This window comes from Insolitispirillum peregrinum, assembly GCF_900156605.1.
In the GTDB taxonomy this organism is placed as follows: Bacteria; Pseudomonadota; Alphaproteobacteria; order Rhodospirillales; family Rhodospirillaceae; genus Insolitispirillum; species Insolitispirillum peregrinum.
The window spans coordinates 47,010-68,479 of sequence record NZ_FTOA01000011.1; the positions used below are offsets into that span (position 1 = coordinate 47,010).

A 21,470-nucleotide genomic window follows, 5' to 3' on the forward strand; every position below is an offset into this window, starting at 1 on the left:
CAACCGTGACCAACGCTGCGCACAGCCAATCCTCCGCCGACACCACTTCAAGCACCGCTCCGCAAGCCGCCCCGCTGGAGACCCTGCTGGCTTTGGTGAAGCAGGATTTGCAGCAGGTCAACGAAACCATCATCGAACGGATGCAAAGCCCGGTCGCCCTGATCCCCCAGATTGCCCACCACCTGATTTCGGCGGGCGGCAAGCGGTTGCGTCCCCTGCTGACGCTGGCCACCGCCCGCCTGTGCGGCTATCAGGGCAGCGATCACATCAAGCTCGCCACCTGCATCGAATTCCTGCACACCGCCACCCTGCTGCATGATGACGTGGTGGACGAAAGCGACCTGCGCCGGGGCAAGTCCAGCGCCAACGCCATTTGGGGCAACCAGACCCCGGTGCTGGTCGGTGACTTCCTGTTTTCGCGCGCCTTTGAACTGATGGTCGAAGTCGGCCACCTGCCGTCGCTGGGCATTCTGGCCCGCGCCTCGTCGGTGATTGCCCAGGGCGAAGTGTTGCAGTTGCTGACCGCCAACGATACCACCACCGACGAAGACGCCTACCTGCAGGTGATTCAGGGCAAGACCGCCGAGCTGTTCGGTGCTGCCTGCAAAATCGGCGGCGAAGTCTCGGCCAGCCCGGCCGATCAGGTGCAGGCGCTCTATGACTATGGTAACTACCTCGGCATCGCCTTCCAGCTGGTCGATGATTACCTTGACTATGCCGCTGATCAGGAAACCCTCGGCAAGACCGTTGGCGACGATTTCCGCGAAGGCAAGATGACCCTGCCGATCATTCTGGCCATTGCTGCCGCCAAGACGACCGGCAAGGACGACGAGCTGGCATTCTGGAACCGCACCATGGAGCACCTGGAGCAGACCGACGACGACCTGCCCCATGCCCTGAGCCTGATGAAGGCCTATGACACGCTGGAAGCCACCCGCGTTCGCGCCCGCGAATATGGCACCAGGGCCCATCAGGCGCTGAGCGGCTTCCCTGACGGCCCTTATCGCCGTGCGCTGGCCGAGGTGGTCGATTTCTGCATCGAGCGCGCCTATTAGAGCATTTTCAAGTTGACCGTCTCCGGTCAACGGCTCGGAAAATGCGGCACTAAAAGGGAAGAGCGTTTTCGCTCGGTGTGAAAACGCTCCAGGTTTTGCTGCCGGAGAAAAGGGCTGCGACCAAGCCGTTACAATCACAGTCCTTTTCCATCGCGCATCCCAAAGGCAGAGCGGCAACAGAATCGTCACAAGACTACGTTTTTTTGCTTGCCAGCCCCTCGGGCAGCCGCTATAAAGCGCCCCACGACAGCGGGAACGCTTCTCCCGAAAGCCTCCCACTCAAAGCTGTTGTACCTGTGACGGAGTGTAGCTCAGCCTGGTAGAGCACCGTCTTCGGGAGGCGGGGGCCGGAGGTTCGAATCCTCTCACTCCGACCACTCAGAAAACGCCCCGCGTTCTTCGGAACCGGGGCGTTTTCTGTTACGAATGATTCCATTCCGGGCTTGGCAAGTCTGACAGACCCCTGTATCATCCGCCCCGCATCAAGAGTTGGGGCGACGCCCAACGCCAACCTGCCATATCCGGGCAAGGTGGCTCCCTGCACGGGGGATGTGGCCGAACCGGCAATCAGACGGATCAAGCCACACTGCGTCGGTCCATAGTTTAGGGAACGACACACCATGCCAATCAAAATTCCTGACGATCTGCCCGCCCGCCTCGCCCTTGAAAAAGAAGGCGTGATCGTGATGGGCGAAACCGATGCGATCCGTCAGGATATCAGGCCGCTGCGTATTGGCCTGCTCAATCTCATGCCGAACAAGATCAGCACCGAAACCCAGCTCGCCCGTCTGCTGGGAGCAACGCCGCTGCAAATCGAACTGCATCTGGTGCGGATCACCGACCATGTGCCGCGCCATACCTCGGCCGATCACATGGAAGCCTTTTATCGTCCGTGGAGCGATGTCAGCGCCGAACGCTTTGACGGCTTCATCATCACCGGCGCACCAGTCGAACGGATGCCGTTCGAGGAGGTCCGCTACTGGCCCGAACTGTGTTCGATCCTTGACTGGACCCGCACCCACGTCCACCGCTGCCTGACCATCTGCTGGGGAGCACAGGCGGCGCTGTACTATTTCCACGGTGTCCCCAAACAGGAACTGCCTGCCAAGGCCACCGGCGTGTTCCGTCACCGGGTGCTGACACCGTCGCCCTATCTGCGCGGCTTTTCCGACGTGTTCGACGTGCCGGTGTCCCGCTGGACCGAGGTCTGCCCGGATACGCTCGACGCCACCAGCGCCGTGCAGGTGCTGGCCAGCAGCGAACAGACCGGCCCCTGCGTGGTCGATGACCCGACCCATCGCGCCCTGCACGTCTTCAATCACTTTGAATATGATTCAACCACCCTGGCCGATGAATATCACCGGGACGGCGGAACCTATCTGCCGCAGCACTATTTCCCCGACGACAACCCGCACCTGCCGCCGGAAAACCGCTGGCGCAGCCATGCGCACATGCTGTTCGGCAACTGGATCAACGAGATCTATCAGAGCACGCCGTTCGACATTGCCGATATTGGCAGCAGGGAAACGCCCAGGCGGTAACAGGGGCCGGTTTTATCTGTCGGAACTGACACACCACTCCCGCAAACATTGTAAAGACACTCCGCTTACCGCAGCATGAACGGCAGAATTCGGGGCACGCCCCGCGTTCTGCCCCTTTCCCCGGTTCCCGCACCAGCGATGCGGTGGAACATGCGCGAGGAACACTATGCCCTTCCAGCCTGTCAGCGAACATGAAGACCATGGTAGCGGGGGAAATTTCCCGACACGGAACAGACAATTCTACAATTTCTGTGGACGCCTCAGCTATTGTGGCAGCCTTTCTTTTCAGGATGCAAAACACAATGCCCGTCTGGTTCCGATCTTTCTTGACGATTGTCTCGAAGATAAGCCCCAGAGCTATACCCTGATGAAAAAACTATGGAAGATGGTCAGGGGCGACATGGACCATACCGGGGCCACATTGAACAGCATTCGCTCCATCCATCAAAACGAATATGGATACCTGCCCTATACCGGCGGCACGGCAACCCGCCGACAGAGCGCCGCCCCCTATATGTATATGGATGCCATCAAGTACGGTGAGCTTCCGAACAACCAGAAACAGGCCAATCAGAAAGATCGTGGCCAGTTTCAGGAATACACTTTTGGCGATGACCTAGCCCAGGAAGCACGCTTTGTCGTCGATTTCCGCTTTGGCCTGCTCTACATGACCCTTGGCCATTACCACGCAGATTCATTTGCCTTGCTGGTCCGATCAAGGGTTTCCATGGAGCTGGAGACCAAACCGGCATTATCCCTGCTCGGCGTCCAGATCATCCCGTAACACCGCAGGCACAAAAGGCAGGGCAGCATGCAACCGCCCCGCCTGCCCTGTTTTGTTGGTTACTGCCCCGGCATCCCCGACAGAACCCCGCGCAACGCCTGCATCAGTTCGTCGATATGCTCACTCTGGAAGGCCAGTGGCGGACGGATTTTCAGCACATTCGAGGCGGCTCCACAGACCCCGACCAGCACCCCGGCCTGCGCCAGCGCATCGACCACCGCCTTGGCCTCGGCGGTCGCCGGGGTCTTCTGCTGGTGATCGGTGACCAGCTCGACGCCATAATAAAAGCCTACCCCGCGCACATCGGCGACCAGTGGCGAGACGTCTTTCAGGCTGTTCAGGGCTGCGGCCAGTTCGGCCCCGACCAAAGCCGCATGGCCGGGAAGGTCCTGCTGCTGGATGGTGGACAGCACCGCCAGCCCGACCGCCGCCGAAACGGTGTTGCCGCCAAAGGTGTTGAAATAGCGCGACCGCTGGCCGAACACATCCAGCAGATCCGGGCGCGTGACCACCCCGCCAATCGGATGACCGTTGCCCATTGGCTTGCCCAGCGTCACCATGTCCGGCACCAGTCCGGGCTGACGCAGGAAGGTCCACAACTGGCCGGAGCGCCCAAAGCCCCCCTGCACTTCATCGGCAATGAACAGACCGCCAGCGGCCCGAATGGCCGCCACCGCCTGATCAAGATAGCCTTGCGGACCGACAAAAATGCCATCACTGGCAAAGGTGGTGTCGACCAGCAGGGCCGCCGGCTGAATGCCCTCGCGCTGCAGGTCGGCGATCGCTTCGGCCACCGCCTGCCCAAAGGCAGCCCCGACATCCCCGCTGGTGCGGTAACTGTCCGGCGGCGGCACGGTGCGCACCGCCGGAGCCACCCCCAGCCCCAGCGACGGCGACATTCCGGCCAGCAGGGCCGTCACCCCGTGATAGGCGTTACTGGTGACAATCACCCCGCTGCCGCCGGTGGCGGTCATGGCAATCCGCAAGGCCAGATCGTTGGCTTCGCTGCCGCTACAGGTGAACATCGCCTGCCGCAACGGTGCCGGAAAGGTCGCCACCAGCGTTTCGGCATAGCTGAGAATGGTATCATGCAGATAGCGGGTATGGGTGTTGATCTGCGACGCCTGGCGGGTAAAGGCCTCGATCACCGCCGGATGGGCATGGCCCAGCACTGGCACGTTGTTATAGGCATCGAGATAGCGGCGGCCATCGCCATCAAACAGTTCGACACCCTGCCCGCGCACCAGATTCAGCGGCTCGGCATAGAACAAACGATAGGCTGCGCCCAACACCGCGCGCCGGTTGAGCAAGGTCTGGGTGTTTGCGGACAGCGTCATCACCCGGTCTCCTGTTTGGGGGGGAATTAAATGTCGGACAGCAGCAAACCCTGCCAAGCCTCTTCCGGCGTCTGTTGCCACAGCGGGAACAGACGGGTCAGCAGGGCCTGGGCCTCCTTGTTGCTGCGCAGGATATAGTCCTTGTTGTCGGGGAACTGCTCGGCGCGCCACTGGCTGATCAGGATGCGCCCGACCAGACGGGCGAGCAGGAAATCCATCAGCAAGGCGCACTCTTCGGGTAGAAGCTGTGTCACCTCCACAAAGCCAGCCACCACAATTTTCAGCGCCCGCAGCGGGTCTTCCAGCTCCAGCTGATAGGACGCCGCCACCGCCAGTTCGCTCAGCAACGGCCCGTAAATCATGTCGCCGAAATCCAGCACGCCGCAAATCTGCTCCGGGTCCGTCGGCGAGACCACCGTATTGGTACGGGACAGATCGTTATGGATCACCTGCTGGCGCAGGCTGGACAGGCGGGGATGAACCTCGCTGCGGAACCGTTCCATCACCGCGCTCAACATGGCGATGATCTGCGGATCATACTGGTGGGCCATCAACTCGTCGAGATGACCAATCTTGCACAAATCCCACAGGTTCAGCCGCCCCATCGCCGGATGCTGAAAGCCTTGCAGCCCCTTGCCGACCAGCGCCACCGTGCGCCCGACCGAGCGGCGCAAGCGGTCGGTGACCGGATGCAGCAGCGCCGGTTCGCCCTCGACATAGCTGTAACAGCGGCCCCGCACCGCCTCGCCCGACGGCAGGGTCAGCCGGAAGATCGCCCCCCCGTCCAGCGTCAGGCGCGGCTGTGGCAATGCCAGTTCCAAAGACTGCGGTGCCAGATGGTCAAGCACCCGCACCTGCATGTCGGCGTCGTCATCCGGTTCGATCGGGTTGATCAGCTTCAGCACCCAGCGCGAGCCATCGCTGGCCGTCAGGCGGTAATTGGTATCGCGCTCACCGGACAGCAGCTTGACCGACACCTCCATCCCGTACACATCACGCGCAATCCTCACCGCATCGTCCGGGCTGACGGCAGGCGGTGGCGTTTCAAACAGGGGGCGCGCTAGTGACAGCAGGCCGGGACAGGCGGACGAAGGCGATGTGTCCATGGGGGAGCGTCCTTGCAGCAGGCTCTTTGACAGCAGATGAGATATGATGCATCATATTTCGAAACACACAAGCCCCCATATGTTCCTCTGCCCAAGGTGCCCCGATGACCAATGGCCTGCAAACCATCGAACACGAGAACTTGTCGAGCAAAGTCTATGGGGCGCTGTGTGATGCCATCATCAAGGGGCAATTCCAGCCCGGCGACCGACTGAAAATCCGCGATCTGGCACAGACTCTGGGGACCAGCGTCACGCCGGTGCGCGATGCAATCCTGCGCCTGACCCATGACGAGGCGCTGATTTTCCTGTCACCCCGGGATATCCGTATACCGATGATCAGCCGCGCCCGTTATCTGGAAATCCGCACCATCCGCCTGCGGCTGGAGTCTCTCGCGGCAGAAACCGCTGCCCGGCTTGTCACCGACACCGATCTCGCCCGCCTGCAAGACCTGATCGCGCGTAACGAACAGGCCCTGAGCAGCGGCAACACCGCGCTGGGGCTGGAGCTGAATCAGGCCTTTCATTTTGAATTGCCGGCCATCGCCCAAATGCCGGTGCTGTACGGCACCCTGCGCCGCCTGTGGCTGCAGATGGGGCCACTGGTGGCCAGCGCCTACAGCGCCGGGGGGCGGACGATGATCGACCCCCATTATCCGCTGCTCACCGCACTGAAAAATCGCGACCCTGCCGCCGCCGCCGCCGCCATTCAGGCCGACATCCTCAGCGGCGGCGAGCACATTTTGCACAGCAGTGCCTTTTCGGACCGGGAGTAACTTTTGCGCTCACTGCTCCGTATCTACCCCCGCACCTCGGCCAGCACCGCCATCCCGCGCAGCCACAGTTCGGCATAGGCATCTTCCGTCATATAGGCAGCGTGGGTGGTCAGGGTGACATTTTCCAGCGCCGGATAGGGCGAGCCGGGCTGTAACGGTTCCTGCGGGAACACATCCAGCGCCGCATGACCAATCTGCCCGCTGGCGAGGCCCGCCAGCAAGGCGCCCTCCTCCACCAGCCCGGCGCGGGCGGTGTTGACCAGCACAAAGCCCGCACGTGGCAAGGCCAGATGCTCGGCAGTCAGCAGGTTGCGGGTATGGTCGTTCAGTGACAGATGCAGCGACACCACATCCGCCCCGCGCAAGGCGGCGCGCAGATCGGGCTGATACCATGGCAGATCGCGCGGGGTGCGGTTCCAGCCCACCACCTCCATCCCCAACGCCTGCGCCAGCCCGGCAAAGGTGGTGCCGATCCCGCCCAGACCGATCACCGCCACCCGGCGGCCTTTCAACTGCGTTCCGCCGATCGGGTCCCAGCGGCCTGCACGCAGGTCACGGTCCATGCGGGCGATGTTGCGCACGGCAGAAAACAGCAGGGCCAAAGCATGTTCAGCCACCGCCTGATCGCCATAGCCGGGAACAATGCGGATACTGACCCCGCGCCGTTCAGCGTCGGCAAGGTCGATATAGCTGCCAACGCCGGTCCCCATGTACACCACATGGCGCAGGCTGGGGCAGGCATCGAACACCGAGGGCGGCACCACCGTATGTTCGACCAGCAGAACCTCTTGCCCCTGACAGAGCGTTTTCAGCTCGTCTTCGGATGGCGTGCCATCATTGACCGTCAGCCCAGTCGGAATGGTCAGGCCACGCCGCGCCATCACGGTACGCAGTTCCGGGGTGCAGTCGACGAGAATGGCCTTCATGGTCGGGGGCGTCCTTATGGCAGGGGGAGACAGTATCCCCCTACCATAACGGACAGTCCGCAGAATTTAGCCCTGAAAAAGCCGGTTATCCGGCGGAATCGGCCGGAAACGGTGACGCTTCTGCAACTGCTCGCGCCACCAGCCTTCGTAATCGTCGAGGGTCTGGATTTCCAGCTCTTCGTGCTTCACGCTGCTGCCAACATCCAGATAGACATCCAGATTGCGCAGGTCGGGCTGCGGCAGGGTGCCATCGACATGGGCCTGCCACATGCGGCGATAGTGCTGTTCCAGCTCGGCGATCAGGATTTGCGGATTGAACAGGGTACAGCTGTCGCGGTTGGCCTTCAGCCGGTCGCGCAGGGCCTGCACCGCCGCCCGGTCCCGCCCCAGTTCGACCGCCTTGTCGAGGAACTCGTCTTCGGTGGTTGCCACCAGCTCGGGCAGGCCTGCGGCCTGCAGCAGGCTGCCGCACACCCGCGAGGCAAACGAGCGGCCACTGTAGGTCAGCACCGGCACCCCCATCCACAGGGCATCCGAAGCGGTGGTATGGGCGCCATAGGGGGTGGTATCGAGGAACAGGTCGGCCAGCGGATAGCGGGCCAGATGCTCGGGGTTCGGCAACTTGGCGGCAATGATGATCCGGTCGGCACTGATGCCACGCTGGACGGCATAGTCGATCAGACGCTTGTCGTTGATCTCGGTGCTGCCCAGCAACCACAGCACGCTGTCCGGCACCATCCCCAGAATGGTCAGCCAGCGGTCAAAGGTGAAGCGGGTGATCTTGTGACTGCCGTTAAAGCAGCAATAGACCACCTTGTCCTCCGGCAGTCCGGCATCGGCGCGGGTATAAGCCTTCTCGCTGATCTTCCGCTTGCGGTTGGTCGGCTGATAGCACGGCACCCGCACCACCTGTTCGGAATAGTATTTTTCGGAGTCGGCGGGAATGATCCACTCGTCAGCGACAATGTAATGATGGTAGGGGCTGCCCATGGTCCCCGGATAGCCCAGCCAGTTGACGATCACCGGCGCCGGACGGCTGGCGATCACCTTGGTACGGCCTTCACGGGTATAACCGTTGAGGTCAACCAGAATGTGGATGCCATCGGCGGCGATCCGCTGGGCGGCGGTGGCATCGTCCATCAGGCTGACGTCGACCCAGTGGTCGGCAGTCTCCTTGAATCCGCCATGCAGCGGATCGGTCTCCGACGCCTGCGGGCCGCAGTAATAGGCATGGACCTCGACCGCCGAGCGGTCGTGCAGGGCCAGCACTTCGGCCAGCAGGTGGCCCAGCGCATGTTCACGGAAATCCGAGCACAGATAGCCGATCTTCAGGCGGGCCGGTTTCTGCTCCACCAGCGGCCACTGGTCCATCGCCTGCGGCGGTGTGCCAACGTCCAGCAGGTTATAGTTCCATGCCATCGCCAGATGCAGCATCGGGTCGTCGGTATAGGCCGCAGCCGACAGCGGAGACATGCCCGCCATCAGCGTCTTTTGATCAACCCGGTCCCACGGAGACACCACCGGCCACTTGCATTGCCGTTGACGCAACGACAGCCAGTGCTGGGCGACTTCGCGCTGGCGCGGGTCGATTTCCAGACTCTGGCGCAACATGTCTTCGGCGGACTCTTCCTCGTTGGTCGATTCCAGCGTACGGGCAATCTGGTTCAGCGCGGTGGTCTTGTAGGTGATGCCGCCGCCGTTGATCTGCGGCAGTTTGCTCAGCACCGCCGACCACTGCACCACCGCCATACCGATGGCACCGGTCCGTTCGTACAGACGCCCCATGTTGATGTAGGGCGGCATGAAGTCGGCATTAAGGACAATCGCCCGTTCGAGGCATTCCCTGGCCGGTTGCAGCTTGCCGAGATCCGACAGCACCACCGAATAGTTGAACAGCACCGCATACAGCAGTGGGTTGTCGGGGTTCTGCTGTATCCACGAGGCATACAGCAGTTCAACCGACGCATCCTGACCACTCACCTTCATCGTTTCGGCAGTCTTGATCAGGTCAAAAACGCTAAAGCCACGCGCCATGGAACGAATAACGGAAGGCGCTAAAACATCAGTCATACCAGAACTCTCTCTTCAGGCACCCGTGGATCAGGCATAGGCCCGTTGCAGGGCGGCAAGGTCTTCAGCAGACAGCCCGGCCAGCGTGTCAGACGAGATATAATCAATCTGCGTTGCGCTCAGGGCGTCCAGCTGGGTTTCAGTCAGGTTGGACAGGAAGGTGGTTCCCAGTCCGGCCATGGTGGTGGTGGTCATCCCGCTCAGTTGCACGCCGCTCAGGGACTGGGCCGTCGTTTCAGACAGTCCGTCCAGCTGGGCGTGGCTCAGACCCGCAATCTGCGTCGAGGTCAGAACCGACAACTGGCTGGTGGTCAGGGCATTCAGCTCTGTGGCGGTAAAGGCCCCCATCTGGGTTTCGCTCAGCGCCGCCATCTGGCTGGTGGTCAGCGACAGCACCTGAGCCACACTCAGCGAGCGCAGTTGCAGGCGCACCAGACCGGCCAGCTGGGTGGCGGTCAGTGAAGCAATATCCGTGCTGTCCAGTTCAGACAGGGCGGTGGTGGTCAGGCTGCCGATCTGGGTCGAGGTCAGACCGGCCATCTGGGTCATGGTCATCGCATCAATCTGCGAGGTGGTCAGACCCGAAATGCCATAGGTGGACAGGGCCGAAATCTGCGTCGCACTCAGCGCCGAGAACTGGGTGGTGCTCAGCGCCGCCACCTGCGTTGCGGTCAGACCGCTCAGTTCGGTGGTGCTCAGCAGGCCGATCTGGGTGGTGGTCAGGGCCTGCATCTGGGTCGCGGTCAGACCAGCCACCCCGGTTGCCGACAGGCTGGTGAACTGGGCGGTGCTCAGCGACGAAATCTGCGTCGCTGTCAGCCCGCTGACCGCCGTTGCCGTCAGGGCGGCAATCTGGCTGGTGCTCAACGCCGCCAACTGGGTGTTGCTCAGCTCGGCAACCTGCGCTGCCGTCAGACCGGACAGACCGGTGGTGGACAGGGCCTGCAACTGGGTGGTGGTCAGGGCATCAATCTGGCTATCGCTCAGCGTGGCAATCTGCGTCGAGGTCAGGGCATCCAGTTCGGTCACCGCCAAATGACTGATCTGGGTGGTGGTCAGGCTGCTGATCTGGGTGGTGGTCAACGCCGCCACACCGGTATCAGACAGGCTCTGCCACTGGGTGGTGGTCAAGGCCGCCAGTGTGGTGGTGCTCAGGCTGGCAATGGTGCTGGTGGCCAGCGCCCCGATTTCAGTGGTGGTCAGCGCCGCCAGCTGGGTTCTGGTCAGCGTTTCAATCTGCGTCGCCGTCAGGCCCGCCGCGCCGGTGGTGGACAGGCTGGCAATCTGGGTGGCATTCAGCACCGCCATCTGGGTGGTGGTCAGGCTGCTGACCTGCGCCGCCGTCAGCCCCTTCAGGGTGGTGGCACTCAGATTTTCCATCTGGGTGGTGGTCAGGCTGGCAATCTGGGTGGTGGTCAGCGCTGCCGCCTGCGTCGCGCTCAGCGCCGCCAGTTGCTTGGTGCTGATTTCACCCAGTTGGGTCACCGTCAGCGCCGCAATGGCGGTGGTTGACAGCGAGGCAACCTGCGTGGTGGTCAGGGTTTCGAGCTGGGTCTGGGTCAGCGACGCCGCCTGTTCGGCGGTCAGGCCGGACATCTGGGTGGCATTCAGCGACGCCAGTTGGGTAGTGGTCAGGCTGGCCAACTGATCGGTGGTCAAGGCCGCAACGCCGGTGGTGGTCAGGCCATCAAGCTGGGTGATGGTCAGCGAGGCAACCTGAGTGGTGCCAAGCTCTGCCACCTGCGTTTTGGTCAGCGCGCCAATCTGGGTCGAAGTCAACGCCGCCAGTTGGGTCGAGGTCAACGCCGCCAGCTGCGTTCCGGTCAGGCCCGTCATCGCGCTGGTCGACAGCCCCGCCATCTGGGTTGCGCTCAGCACGCCCAGCTGGGTGGTGGTCAGGGCCGAAATCTGCGTCTGCGTCAGGCCGCTGAGTTCGGTCGAGGTCAACAGGCCCAACTGGGTGGTGCTGAGGCTGTTCAACTGGGTGGTGCCAAGCGCACCAATCTGGGTCGAGGTCAGGGCGGTCAACTGGCGGGTGCTGAGGGCGGCCAGTTCGGTCACCGTCAGGCCACTGACGGCGGTGGTGGTCAGCGCACTGATCTGGGTGGTGGTCAGCGCGGCCAGTTGGGTGGTGGTAAAGGCCGCCAACTGGGTATCACTCAACCCCTTGATTTCGGTGGTGGTCAGCGACGCAATCTGCGTCGCGGTCAGCGCCGAAACCTGAGTGGTGGTCAGATAGGAAATGGTGGTGCTGGTCAGCTGTTGCAGTTGGGTGGTGGTCAGCGACGACAGTTGCGTCACCGTCAGGGCGGTAATCTGGGTCTTGTTCAGCGCCGCCAGCGCCGTCGCGGTCAGCGACGACAACTGTGCGGTGGTCAGCACGGCAATCTGGTCCGAAGTCAGACCATCAATGGCATCCGAACTCAGGGCTCCCAACTGGGTCGAGGTCAGTTGCGACACCTGGGTGGTGCTCAGCGCCGCCACCTGCGTTTCGGTCAGCCCGGCCAGAGCGGTGGTGCTGAAGGCCGCCAGTTCGGTCGAGGTCATCGCCGCCACCTGGGTCTTGCTGAACGCTGCCATCTGGGTCGCCGTCAGCGCCCCCAACTGGGTGGTGGACAACGCCGCCAGTGTGGTGGTGGTCAGGTTGTTGATCGCGGTGGAACTGAGGGCGGCAATCTGGGAGGTCGACAGCGCCGCCAACTGGGTGGCGGTCATCGACGACAGTTGCGTCGCCGTCAGACCGGCCACTTCGGTGGTGGTCAGCGACGACAGCTGTGTTGCGCTCAGCACGGCAATCTGGGTGGTGGTCAGGGCCGAAATCTGCGTCGAGGTAAAGCCCTGCAACTGGGTGGTGGTCAGCGACGACAGTTGGGTAGTGGTCAGGGCGGCAATCGAGCTGGTCGACAGCGCCGCCGCCGCCGTAGAACTGAGCGCCGTCAACTGGGTCGAGGTCAATTGCCCCAGCTGGGTGGTGGTCAAACCGGCCACGCCGGTCGCCGACAGGGCCGCCAGTTGATAGGTGGACAGGGCCGCCAACTGGGTAGCAGTCAGCGATGCCACCTGTGTCGAAACCAGTTGCCCCATTTCGGTGGTGGTCAGCGCACTGATCTGGCTGGAGGTCAGGGCCGAAATCTGGGTTTCATCCAGCGCCGCTACCTGCGTGGCGGTCAATGCCGCCACCTGACGGGTGGTCAGGCTGGCCATCTGCGTGGCGCTCAGACCTTCAATGGCGGTCGAACTCAGGGCCGACAGCTGGGTGGTGGTCAGGCTGCTCAGCTGGCTGGTGGTCAACACCGCTGCCTGCGTGCTGCCCAACGCCGCCATTGCGGTGGTGGTCAGGCTGCCCAGCTGGCTGGTGGTCAGAACGGCAAGCTGGCTGGTGGTCAGGCCACTGATCCCGGTCGCCGTCAGGGCCGACAACTGGTTGGCCGACAAGGCCGAAACCTGTGCCGTGCTCAGCGCCGCCACCTGCGAAGCGACCAGACCACCAAGGCTGGTGGTGGTCAGGGCGCCGACCTGCGTGGTGGACAAGGCCGCCAGTTGGGTCGAGGTCAGGACTCCGGCCTGCGTCGCCGTCAGGGCCGATACCTGCTTGGTGCTGAGCGCCGCCATTTCGGTCGCGGTCAGCCCCTTCAGGGCGGTCGAGGTCAGAGCACTGATCTGACTGGTGCTGAGCGCCGCAACCTGCGTCACCGACAGGGCGGCCAACTGGGTGGCATTAAAGCCACTGACAGCAGCGGTGCTGAGGGCGGCAATCTGGGTCGCGGTCAGCGACGCCACCTGCGTCGAGGTAAAATTGGCAATTTCGGTGTTGCTCAGGCCCGAGAACTGGCTGGCCGTCAACGACGCCAGCTGCGTCACCGTCAGGGCAGCCACGGCGGTGGTACTCATCGCCCCCAGCGCCGTCGAGGTCAGCGCCGTCAACTGGGTGGTGGTCAGCGATGCCAGCTGCGCCGCCGTCAGACCGGCAATGCCGGTGGCGGTGATCGCCGACAACTGGGTGGTGCTCAGCTGGTTGATCTGGGTGACGCTCAGGGCAGCGATTTCGGTCGAGGTCATGCCGCTGACCGCAGTGGTGGTCAGGCTGGCCACCTGCGTCGCCGTCATTGCGCTGATCTGGGTGGCGGTCAGACCACTGAACTGGGTCGAGGTCAGCGCCGCCAGCTGTTTGGTGCTCAGGCTGGCCAGCGCGGTGACGTTCAGACCACTGAGAGCGGTGGAGGTCAACGCCCTCATCTGGGTGGTGGTCAGGTCTTCGGCCTGGGTGACCGACAGGCCCGCCAACTGGGTGTTGGTCAGGGCGGCGACCTGGGTGGTGGTCAGCGCCTTCAGCTGCGTTTCACTCAGACTGTTGAGCTGAGTGGTGGTCAACCCGACAATCGCCGTCGCGCTCAGGGCGCTGACCTGCGTGCTGCTCAGCGCCGCCAACTGGGTGACGGTCAAGGCCGACGCCGCTTCGGAGGTCAGGGCCGACAGGCCGGTGGTGGTCAGGCTGGCCATCTGGGTGGCGGTCAGGGCCGCCACCTGCGTTTCCACCAGCGACGCGAACTGGGTCGCGCCCATCGCCGACAGCTGGGTGGTGGACAGGCTGGCCATCTGGGTGGCGGTCAGGCCATCCAGTGCCGAGGTGGTCAGCGCAGCAATCTGGGTCTTGTCCAGAACGCTCAACTGGGTGGTGGTCAGGGCCGACAGGTCGGTGCTGTCCAGCCCTTTCAGCTGCGTTGCGCTCAGGCCATCAAGCTGGCTTGTGCTCAAGGACGACAACTGGGTGGTGGTCAGCGCCCCCAGCTGGGTACTGGTCAGCCCCTTCAGTTGGGTCGCGGTCAGGCTGGTCATCTGGGTGGTGGTCAGCGCCGCCAGTTCGACCGCACTCAGGCTGCCCAGCGCCGTCGAGGTCAGCGAGGCAATATTGGTCACCGACAACACCGCCAGCTGGTCCGCGGTCATGCCGCTGATCGCCGTTTTGGTCAGCGCGCCCAACTGGGTCGAGGTCAGGTTGGCAATCTGGGTGGTGGTCAACGCCCCCGCTTCGGTCGAGGTCAGCCCCTTCAGCGCAGTGGTGGTCACCGCCGCCATCTGGGTGCTGGTCAGGGCGGCAATCTGCGTCGTTTCCAGCCCGGCCATCTGGGTGCTGGTCAGCACGGCAATGGCGCTGGTGCTCAGCCCGGCCATGGCCGTTTCCGACAGGCCATCCAGAGCCGTCGAGGTCAGGGCGGTAAACTGGCTGGTGGTCAGGCCATTCAACTGGGTGGTGGTCAGCCCGGACAGCTGGGTGCTGGTCAGCCCCTTGATCTGGGTGGTGGTCAGCGTCCCCCATTGGGTGGTGGTCATGGCCGACAACTGGGTGTTGGTCAGGGCGGCGATGTCCGCCACCGTCAGCCCCTTGACCTGCGTAGTGCTCAACTGGGCAACCTGCGTCGTGCTGAGGGCGCTCAGCTGGGTGGTGGTCAGCCCGCCGATCTGGGTCGAGGTCAACGCCCCCATCTGGGTCGCGGTAAAGGCGGCCAGCTGCTCATCGGTCAGGCCCTTGACCTGAGTCACGCTCAGACGGGACAACTGGGTGGTGCTGAATGCCGCCAGCTGGGTGGTGGTCAGGTTGGCAATCTGATCGGTGGTCAGGCCGGAAATCTGCGCATCGGTCAGATTGGCAATATCGGTACTGTCCAGCGCATCGAGCGCATCATTGGTCAGGGCGGCGATTTCGGTTTTGCTGAACGCCGACATCTGGGTCGACGTCAGCAGGTCAAGCTGGGTCGAGGTCAGGCCCGACAACGCGGTAACAGTGAACGAGGCAATCTGGCGCGTGCTGAGCGCCGCCAGCTGGGTGGCCGTGAAGGTGCTGAGCTGGGTGCTGGTCAGCCCCTTGATATCGGTAATTTCGATATAGGCAATCTGGGTGGCGGTCAGCGCCCCGATCTGGCTGGTGGTCAGCTGCGACACCTGCGTGCTGGTCAGCCCCTTGATCTGGGTGGTGGTCAGCGACGACACCTGCGTTTCGGTCAGCCAGCCAAGCTGTGTTTCCGTCAGGCCCGACAGGGCGGTGCTGCTGAAGGACGTCACCTGCCCGATGGTCAGGGCAGCAATCTGCTCTTCGCTCAGGCCCTTGATCTGGGTCGAGGCCAGGGACAACAACATGGTCGTGCTGAGGCCGCTGACCTGCGTGGTGGTCAGTTGCGAAATATCGGTGCTGTCCAGCCCCTTGAGCTGGGTTGTGCTCAGGGCATTCAGTTCGGTGGCGGTCAGGGTGCCCAACTGCTCTTCGGTCAACCCCTTCAACTGGGTCGAGGTCAGACCCTTTAACTGGCTGGTGGTCAGGGCGTCAAACTGGGTGCTGCTCAACAGGGCAACCTGCGTGCCGGTCAGACCGGCGAGCTGGGTGGTGGTCAGCGCGGCAATCTGGCTGGTGGTCAGCGAGGTCAGCGCTGTGGTGCTGAGGCCGGCAATCTGTGTCGAGGTCAGCGATGCAAGCTGTGTCAGCGCCAGAGAACCGATCTGGGTTTCCGCCAGACCATTCAGCGAGGTCGAACTCAGCGACGAGAACTGGGTGGTGGTCAGGCTGGCCAGCTGATCATTGCTCAACTGGCCAAGCTGGGTGCTGTTCAGTCCCTTCAGCTGGGTGGTGTTCAGGCTGGCCAGCTGGGTGGTCGACAGCATGGCCAGTTGTTCCTGGCTCAAGGACGCCACCTGTGCCGCACTCAGGCCATCCAGCTGGGTGGTGGTCAGCGACGCAATCTGGGTCACCGACAGATAGCTGATCTGGGTGGTCTTCATCCGGCCGATCGCCGTCGATGTCAGTTCGGCAAGGTCGGTCAGCGACAGATGATCAATCTGGTCCTGCGTCAGCCCCTGAACTTGCGCCGTGACCAGCCCGGCCACCTGTGTCTCGGTCAGCGAGGACAGTTGCAGGTCATCGAGCGCCCCGATCTGGGTCGAGGTCAGGCCACGCAACTGGGTGGTGCTGAGCGAGGTCAGCTGGGTGGTGGACAACGCCTGAATGGCGGTGGTGCCCAGATAGGCCAGCTGGGTCGATTGCAACCAGCCGAGCTGGGTGGTGGTCAACTCACCGATCTGGGTTTCCGTCAGCCCCAGCATCGACCGCGAGCTGATCGCCTGCAACGACTTGGTGCTCAGGCCATTCAACTGGGTGACGGTCAGTTCTGACACCTGAGTGGTGGTCAGGCCCTTGATCTGCGTGGTGGTCAAACCATTCAGCTGGGTCAGGGTCAGGGATTGCACCTGCTCTTCGGTCAACGAGGCAATCTGGGTCGCACCCAACACCTTCAGCTGAGTGGTGGTCAACGCCGCCAGCTGATCAACCGACAGGTTGCTGACCTGGGTGGTGGTCAGGCCGCTCATCTGGGTGGTGGTCAGGCTTTCCAGCAGGGTCGAGGGCAAGGCTGACAGTTGGTCGGTGGACAATCCCTTGATCTGGGTGCCGGTCAGCAGGGCAAACTGCGTTTCACTGAACGCCGAAATCTGATCAATGCTCAGCGCCGCAAGATCCGACGACGCCAATCCCCTGATCTGCGTCGCGGTCAGTTGCGCAATCTGGGTGACGGTCAGCGAGGCCACCTGAGTAGTGGTCAAACCGCTGATCCCGGTCGAGGTCAAGGCTGCCATCTGGGTGGCAGTCAGGCTGGCAATCTGCGCGGCATCCAGCCCGGCTGTCTGGGTGGCGGTCAGAACGGCAATCTGGCTGGTGCTCAGGGCCTGCAACTGGGTGGTATTCAACCAGTTCAGTTCGGTCGCCGTCAGGGCTTTCACCTGAGTGGTGCTCAGCATCTGCAACTGGGTGGTGGTCAGCGACTCCACCTGACTCTGGCTCAGAGCCTGCAGGTTGGTGGCGTTCAAGGCATTCATCTGGGTGGTGGTCAGGGCCTGCAACTGCGTCGAGGTAAAGGCCCCCATCGCGGTGGTGGTCAGGGCGTTCAGAACCGTCGAGGTCAGCCCGGCCAACTGCTCGTCACTCAGGTTGGCAATGTCTTCGGCTTCCAGCCCGCGCGCAGCCTTGGCAGTGAAGGCGGTCAACTGGGTTGCGGTCAGGGCGGCAAGCTGGGAGGTATTGAGGGCACCGACCTGAGTCGAGGTCAGCCCGGTGATTTCCGTCTGCGACAGAGAGGACAACTGGGTGGTTGACAGAGAGGCGATCTGATCGGCGCTCATCGCGCTGATCGCCGTCTTGGTAAACCATGCAATCTGGGTGGTGCTCAGGGCCGCCAGCTGGCCTTCGGTAAAGCCCTTGACCCCGGCGGCACTCATCCCGCCGATCTGGGTGATGGTCAGCGAGGATACCTGATCCAGACCCAGCGCCTCGACCTGCGTCGAGGTCAGGCCATACATCTGGGTGGTGGTCAACGATGACAGCAGCCCGCTGCCCAGCGCGCCGATCTGTTCAACCGTCAGCCCGGAAATCTGGGTACGGGTCAGACCGCTGACCTGAGTGGTGGTCAGCTGGGCAATCTGCTCTTCACTGAACCCTTTCAGCGCAGTGGTGGTAATTGCCGCCATCTGGGTCGAACTCAGGCGGCCCAACTGGGTCGAGGTCAGGGCGGCCAGCTGGGTGCTGGTAAAGCCCGCCACCTGAGCCTTGCTGAGCGCCGACAGGCGGGTGATGGTCAGGGCCTGAACCTGCTCGTCACTCATCACCGCAATCTGGGTCTTTTGCAGGCCACCGATCTGGGTGGCGTTCAGGTTGCTGACCTGGGTGGTGGTCAGCGCCTGAATCTGGGTGGTGGTCAGCGCCTTGATTTGCGTCAACGTCAGGGCGGCAAACTGGGAGGCGTCAAGGACGGCGATTTCCTCGGCGCTGAAGGTGCGGATTTCCGCCGCAGACAGAACGGCGATGTCTTCGGGGTCCAGCGCACTGATCTGGGCTTCGTTCAGCACCGCCACCTGCGCCGTACTCAGCGCGTTGACCTGCTGCGAAGACAGGGCCGAAACCTGCGATGTCAGCAACGAGCTGACCTGGGTCGTTGCCAGCCAGGTGATCTGGGTGGTGCTCAGCCACGAAATGGCGGTCGAGGTCAGCGCCTGAACCTGCGTGGTCAGCAGGGTGCGGAAGTCGGTTGCCGTCAAGCCGGCGAGATCGGTGCGCGTCAGCGAGGCAATCTGGGTCTCGGAGTAAGACGTAATCGCGGAAACCACAGCACCATCTCCCTATACCAAACGAAGGACGCAACGCGGCAAGCAGCCGACAGCTAACGCCCGAAGGTTTACACGACGCAGTCGCTCCTTCCCGTCGCTAGGATGTGAAAAAAAGGCAATCTGAAAAAGAGGAAAATTATGCCTATTCAACGGCTTCTTCGGGCAGCGCCGCAGGGTTGAGTGTATCGGTTCAAAATAGGGGTGCGCCCAGTCCCGGAATAACCGTGCAATGGACGAAAAGGGAGGCGGACACAGGCGGAAACAGCGCCACAAACCGGAACTTTTACCGCCAGACAAATCCGATCAACATATTGTAAAGATGGACTCTTATTTGATCCAGACCCGAAACAACCCTGGAAACGGGCTGCAACGGACTCTCGCGCCCACCCTGCCCCCGAACCAAACCGCACAACGGTGTTGCCGCCACTTTGTCGCAGGAAAATCGCCTGCCCAATGCTGAGCAAGCGGGGCTACGAGGCACATCCCTCCTCTGGTGAGGGGCCCTGGCCGGAAAAAGCCCGTATAATCACCCTCTGGTCGGGCAAGAAGTGCCCGACAGCGGAACGCAAGAGGGCAATTCTTGCCGCCTTGGCCGGAGAAACGGCGGTTACGAGGCAGAAAAGCGCGATTCCTCTGCGATAATATCCCAATTTATAGGGATACTCCGTACCCCCAAAGCGGATGCACATCCCGATCCGACAGGCTTGCCGGGGCCGCTATCTCCGCAAGAAACCGGCGACTCGTTCCGCTCAGGTCCGCCAAAAGCGCGGCATGGCCAGAACCAGCACGGTAAAGAATTCCAGACGACCCAACAGCATTCCCAACGCCAACGCCCATTTGGCCGCATCGGGCAACGTTTTGAAATTTCCAGCCGGGCCGATGACGTCCCCCAGTCCGGGACCAACGTTCCCGACTGCGGTCGCGGCACCACTGACCGCCGTCACCCAGTCCAGCCCCACCAGCGCCAGAAACAGCGTGATGACCCCCACCGTGCCGATGTAGACGAAAAAGAAAATCAGCACCGATCCACCGACATCCACGTCCAGCTTGCGGTCGCCGTAGCGCGGAACATCCACCACATTCGGACTGATCAGACGGTGGATGTGGGTACGGTACAGCCGCCACGCAATCTGGAAGCGAAAGATCTTGATCCCGCCGGCGGTTGATCCGGTACAGCCCCCGACAAAGGTCAGGGCAAAGAACGACGCCACCGCCAATGGCCCCCACAGGGTGTAGTCCAGCGAGGCAAAGCCGGTGGTGCTGACCACCGACATCACGTTAAACGCCACATGGGTCAGTGCGTCAAACGGTTCCATCCCTCTGGTCCACCACAGCCAATAGGCCATCAGAACCGACACAATCGAGATGAAGGCCACAAACGACCGCACCTGAATATTGCGGTAAAGGGCCGAAACATTTCCACGCGCCACCTGCAGGTAAAGGGTAAAAGGTAAACTCCCCAACCCCATAAAGATGATTGCCACCCACAGGATAAACTTGCTGTCAAAATGCCCCATCGACTGGTCCGACGTTGAATAGCCACCCGTCGAAACGGTCGCCATGGCATGGTTCACGGCTTCAAAAACCGTCATCCCGCCAATGACATAGGCCAGAGTACACAGAATGGTCATCACCACGTAAACGGCCACCACCCCCAGCCCCAGCTGGTTGACGCGCGCCACCACCTTTTCCTGTGTATCCGAGCTTTCCATGCGGAAAAGCTGCATGCCGCCGACGCGCAGAAAAGGCAGCAGCGCCAGCGCCATCATCACGATCCCGACCCCACCCAGCCAGTGCAACAACGACCGCCACAGCAAAATACCGGGCGGTGCCGTATCCAGACCGGTCAGAACGGTCGAGCCGGTGGTGGTCAGCCCCGAAATGGCTTCGAAAAAGGCATCGGTATAGCTGATGTTCAGGCGTGAAAAGAAAAACGGTACCGCCGAACAGGCGGCAACCAGCAGCCACGACAGCACGGTCAGCACGAATGCCTGCCGCCTGTTCAGGGTGATGCGCTCTTCCCGGTTGGCCAGCAGGAACAGCAGGCCGACGATGGATGTCCCGGCACCGGCAATGAAGAATCCACGCCAGTCAGAATCCCCTGCCGCCACGTCGACAAAGCCCGGCACCAGCATGAACACGCCAAGCACGACAATCAGCATCCCCACCACATACAGGGCGGGCTTGAGGGAAAAAGAGCGCATATGTAAAACTCTGACTGTTAAACCGCAGGTGCCGTCAGGACTCGGTCCGCCGCCCCGGCACGGCCAGAAACTCTACGCCCTCTTCGCGCAGGGACCGGGCCTCGTCCGGGGTGGTTTCCCCATAAATGCCACGGGGTTTTGCTTCACCATAATGAATTCGACGTGCTTCGTCAGCAAAACCGCGCCCGACATAATCGCAATTCTTTTCGACGTGCTCGCGCACCGCCTGCACCAGCTCCCCCAGCCGGGCCAGTGCAGCGCCGCCATCCCCATCCTGCACCGGGGTGTCCGGCTCGGCAGCCGGGGCCTCGGAAGAAGGAACAGCGGGAGCATCCTGCCCCTTGCGGCGCGCCAGTCGCGGAGCCATCAAGGCTTTTTGCACCCTGGCCGATCCACAGACCGGGCAGCTCAGGCCATCGGCCGCGGCCAGCGCGTCAAAGGCCGCACTGTCCCGAAACCACGATTCAAAAGTGTGACGATGCTCGCAAACCAGTTCATAAAGGATCATGACACGCTGCCGTTCGCTTTGC

The 21,470-nt window shown here is 62.4% G+C and carries 11 protein-coding genes, 1 tRNA gene and 1 riboswitch; of the genes, 5 read left to right on the top strand and 7 right to left on the bottom strand.

The window, feature by feature from the left end; translation table 11 throughout:
* The first annotated feature begins 5 nt into the window (after window positions 1-5).
* The 4 genes from BW995_RS19160 to BW995_RS19175 all read left to right on the top strand — a co-directional run bounded on the left by BW995_RS19160 (window position 6) and on the right by BW995_RS19175 (window position 3,380).
* Window positions 6-1,055 carry a polyprenyl synthetase family protein gene (locus BW995_RS19160; protein ID WP_076402044.1) on the top strand — a complete coding sequence of 350 codons (1,050 nt, stop codon included), beginning with the start codon at window positions 6-8 and terminating at the stop codon, window positions 1,053-1,055.
* Window positions 1,056-1,355: 300 nt separating this feature from the next.
* Window positions 1,356-1,432: transfer RNA gene (locus BW995_RS19165), tRNA-Pro, on the top strand.
* Between the two features lie 97 nt (window positions 1,433-1,529).
* Window positions 1,530-1,636, top strand: a riboswitch (SAM-I-IV-variant riboswitch).
* A gap of 39 nt (window positions 1,637-1,675) precedes the next feature.
* On the top strand, window positions 1,676-2,596 hold the full coding sequence (locus BW995_RS19170; protein ID WP_076402045.1) for a homoserine O-succinyltransferase: 921 nt from the start codon (window positions 1,676-1,678) through the stop codon (window positions 2,594-2,596).
* A gap of 166 nt (window positions 2,597-2,762) precedes the next feature.
* Complete coding sequence (locus tag BW995_RS19175) at window positions 2,763-3,380, top strand: hypothetical protein (RefSeq protein ID WP_076402046.1); 618 nt, start codon at window positions 2,763-2,765, stop codon at window positions 3,378-3,380.
* Window positions 3,381-3,439: 59 nt separating this feature from the next.
* Here BW995_RS19175 and BW995_RS19180 read toward each other — a convergent pair whose 3' ends face one another.
* Window positions 3,440-4,717: an aspartate aminotransferase family protein gene (locus BW995_RS19180; protein ID WP_084195007.1), complete on the bottom strand. Its 1,278-nt coding sequence runs from the start codon at window positions 4,715-4,717 to the stop codon at window positions 3,440-3,442.
* 26 nt (window positions 4,718-4,743) lie between these two features.
* Complete coding sequence (locus BW995_RS19185) at window positions 4,744-5,823, bottom strand: phosphotransferase (protein WP_076402048.1); 1,080 nt, start codon at window positions 5,821-5,823, stop codon at window positions 4,744-4,746.
* Between the two features lie 104 nt (window positions 5,824-5,927).
* Here BW995_RS19185 and BW995_RS19190 point away from each other — a divergent pair, with 104 nt between their 5' ends.
* A complete protein-coding gene (locus tag BW995_RS19190; protein ID WP_076402049.1) occupies window positions 5,928-6,596 on the top strand; it encodes a GntR family transcriptional regulator in 669 nt (222 codons plus the stop codon).
* Between the two features lie 23 nt (window positions 6,597-6,619).
* Here BW995_RS19190 and BW995_RS19195 read toward each other — a convergent pair whose 3' ends face one another.
* The 5 genes from BW995_RS19195 to BW995_RS19220 form a co-directional block, all read right to left on the bottom strand.
* Window positions 6,620-7,522 carry an NAD(P)-dependent oxidoreductase gene (locus BW995_RS19195; RefSeq protein ID WP_076402050.1) on the bottom strand — a complete coding sequence of 301 codons (903 nt, stop codon included), beginning with the start codon at window positions 7,520-7,522 and terminating at the stop codon, window positions 6,620-6,622.
* A 66-nt stretch (window positions 7,523-7,588) separates the two neighbouring features.
* A complete protein-coding gene (locus BW995_RS19200) occupies window positions 7,589-9,592 on the bottom strand; it encodes an O-linked N-acetylglucosamine transferase, SPINDLY family protein (protein ID WP_076402051.1) in 2,004 nt (667 codons plus the stop codon).
* A 30-nt stretch (window positions 9,593-9,622) separates the two neighbouring features.
* The gene (locus tag BW995_RS19205) at window positions 9,623-18,736 is read right to left on the bottom strand and encodes a beta strand repeat-containing protein (protein ID WP_076402052.1); all 9,114 of its coding nucleotides are present in this window, start codon (window positions 18,734-18,736) and stop codon (window positions 9,623-9,625) included.
* A 749-nt stretch (window positions 18,737-19,485) separates the two neighbouring features.
* Window positions 19,486-20,940 carry a TrkH family potassium uptake protein gene (locus BW995_RS19215; RefSeq protein WP_076402054.1) on the bottom strand — a complete coding sequence of 485 codons (1,455 nt, stop codon included), beginning with the start codon at window positions 20,938-20,940 and terminating at the stop codon, window positions 19,486-19,488.
* A 34-nt stretch (window positions 20,941-20,974) separates the two neighbouring features.
* Complete coding sequence (locus BW995_RS19220; RefSeq protein ID WP_076402055.1) at window positions 20,975-21,448, bottom strand: DUF1178 family protein; 474 nt, start codon at window positions 21,446-21,448, stop codon at window positions 20,975-20,977.
* Window positions 21,449-21,470: the final 22 nt, after the last annotated feature.

What these genes read in the sequence shown, in the direction of transcription:
- BW995_RS19170 (WP_076402045.1), top strand. Translation starts at nt 1,676, where the DNA reads ATGCCAATCAAAATTCCTGACGATCTGCCCGCCCGCCTCGCCCTTGAA.
- BW995_RS19175 (WP_076402046.1), top strand. Translation starts at nt 2,763, where the DNA reads ATGCCCTTCCAGCCTGTCAGCGAACATGAAGACCATGGTAGCGGGGGA.
- BW995_RS19180 (WP_084195007.1), bottom strand. Translation starts at nt 4,717, where the DNA reads ATGACGCTGTCCGCAAACACCCAGACCTTGCTCAACCGGCGCGCGGTG.
- BW995_RS19185 (WP_076402048.1), bottom strand. Translation starts at nt 5,823, where the DNA reads ATGGACACATCGCCTTCGTCCGCCTGTCCCGGCCTGCTGTCACTAGCG.
- BW995_RS19190 (WP_076402049.1), top strand. Translation starts at nt 5,928, where the DNA reads ATGACCAATGGCCTGCAAACCATCGAACACGAGAACTTGTCGAGCAAA.
- BW995_RS19195 (WP_076402050.1), bottom strand. Translation starts at nt 7,522, where the DNA reads ATGAAGGCCATTCTCGTCGACTGCACCCCGGAACTGCGTACCGTGATG.
- BW995_RS19200 (WP_076402051.1), bottom strand. Translation starts at nt 9,592, where the DNA reads ATGACTGATGTTTTAGCGCCTTCCGTTATTCGTTCCATGGCGCGTGGC.
- BW995_RS19215 (WP_076402054.1), bottom strand. Translation starts at nt 20,940, where the DNA reads ATGCGCTCTTTTTCCCTCAAGCCCGCCCTGTATGTGGTGGGGATGCTG.
- BW995_RS19220 (WP_076402055.1), bottom strand. Translation starts at nt 21,448, where the DNA reads ATGATCCTTTATGAACTGGTTTGCGAGCATCGTCACACTTTTGAATCG.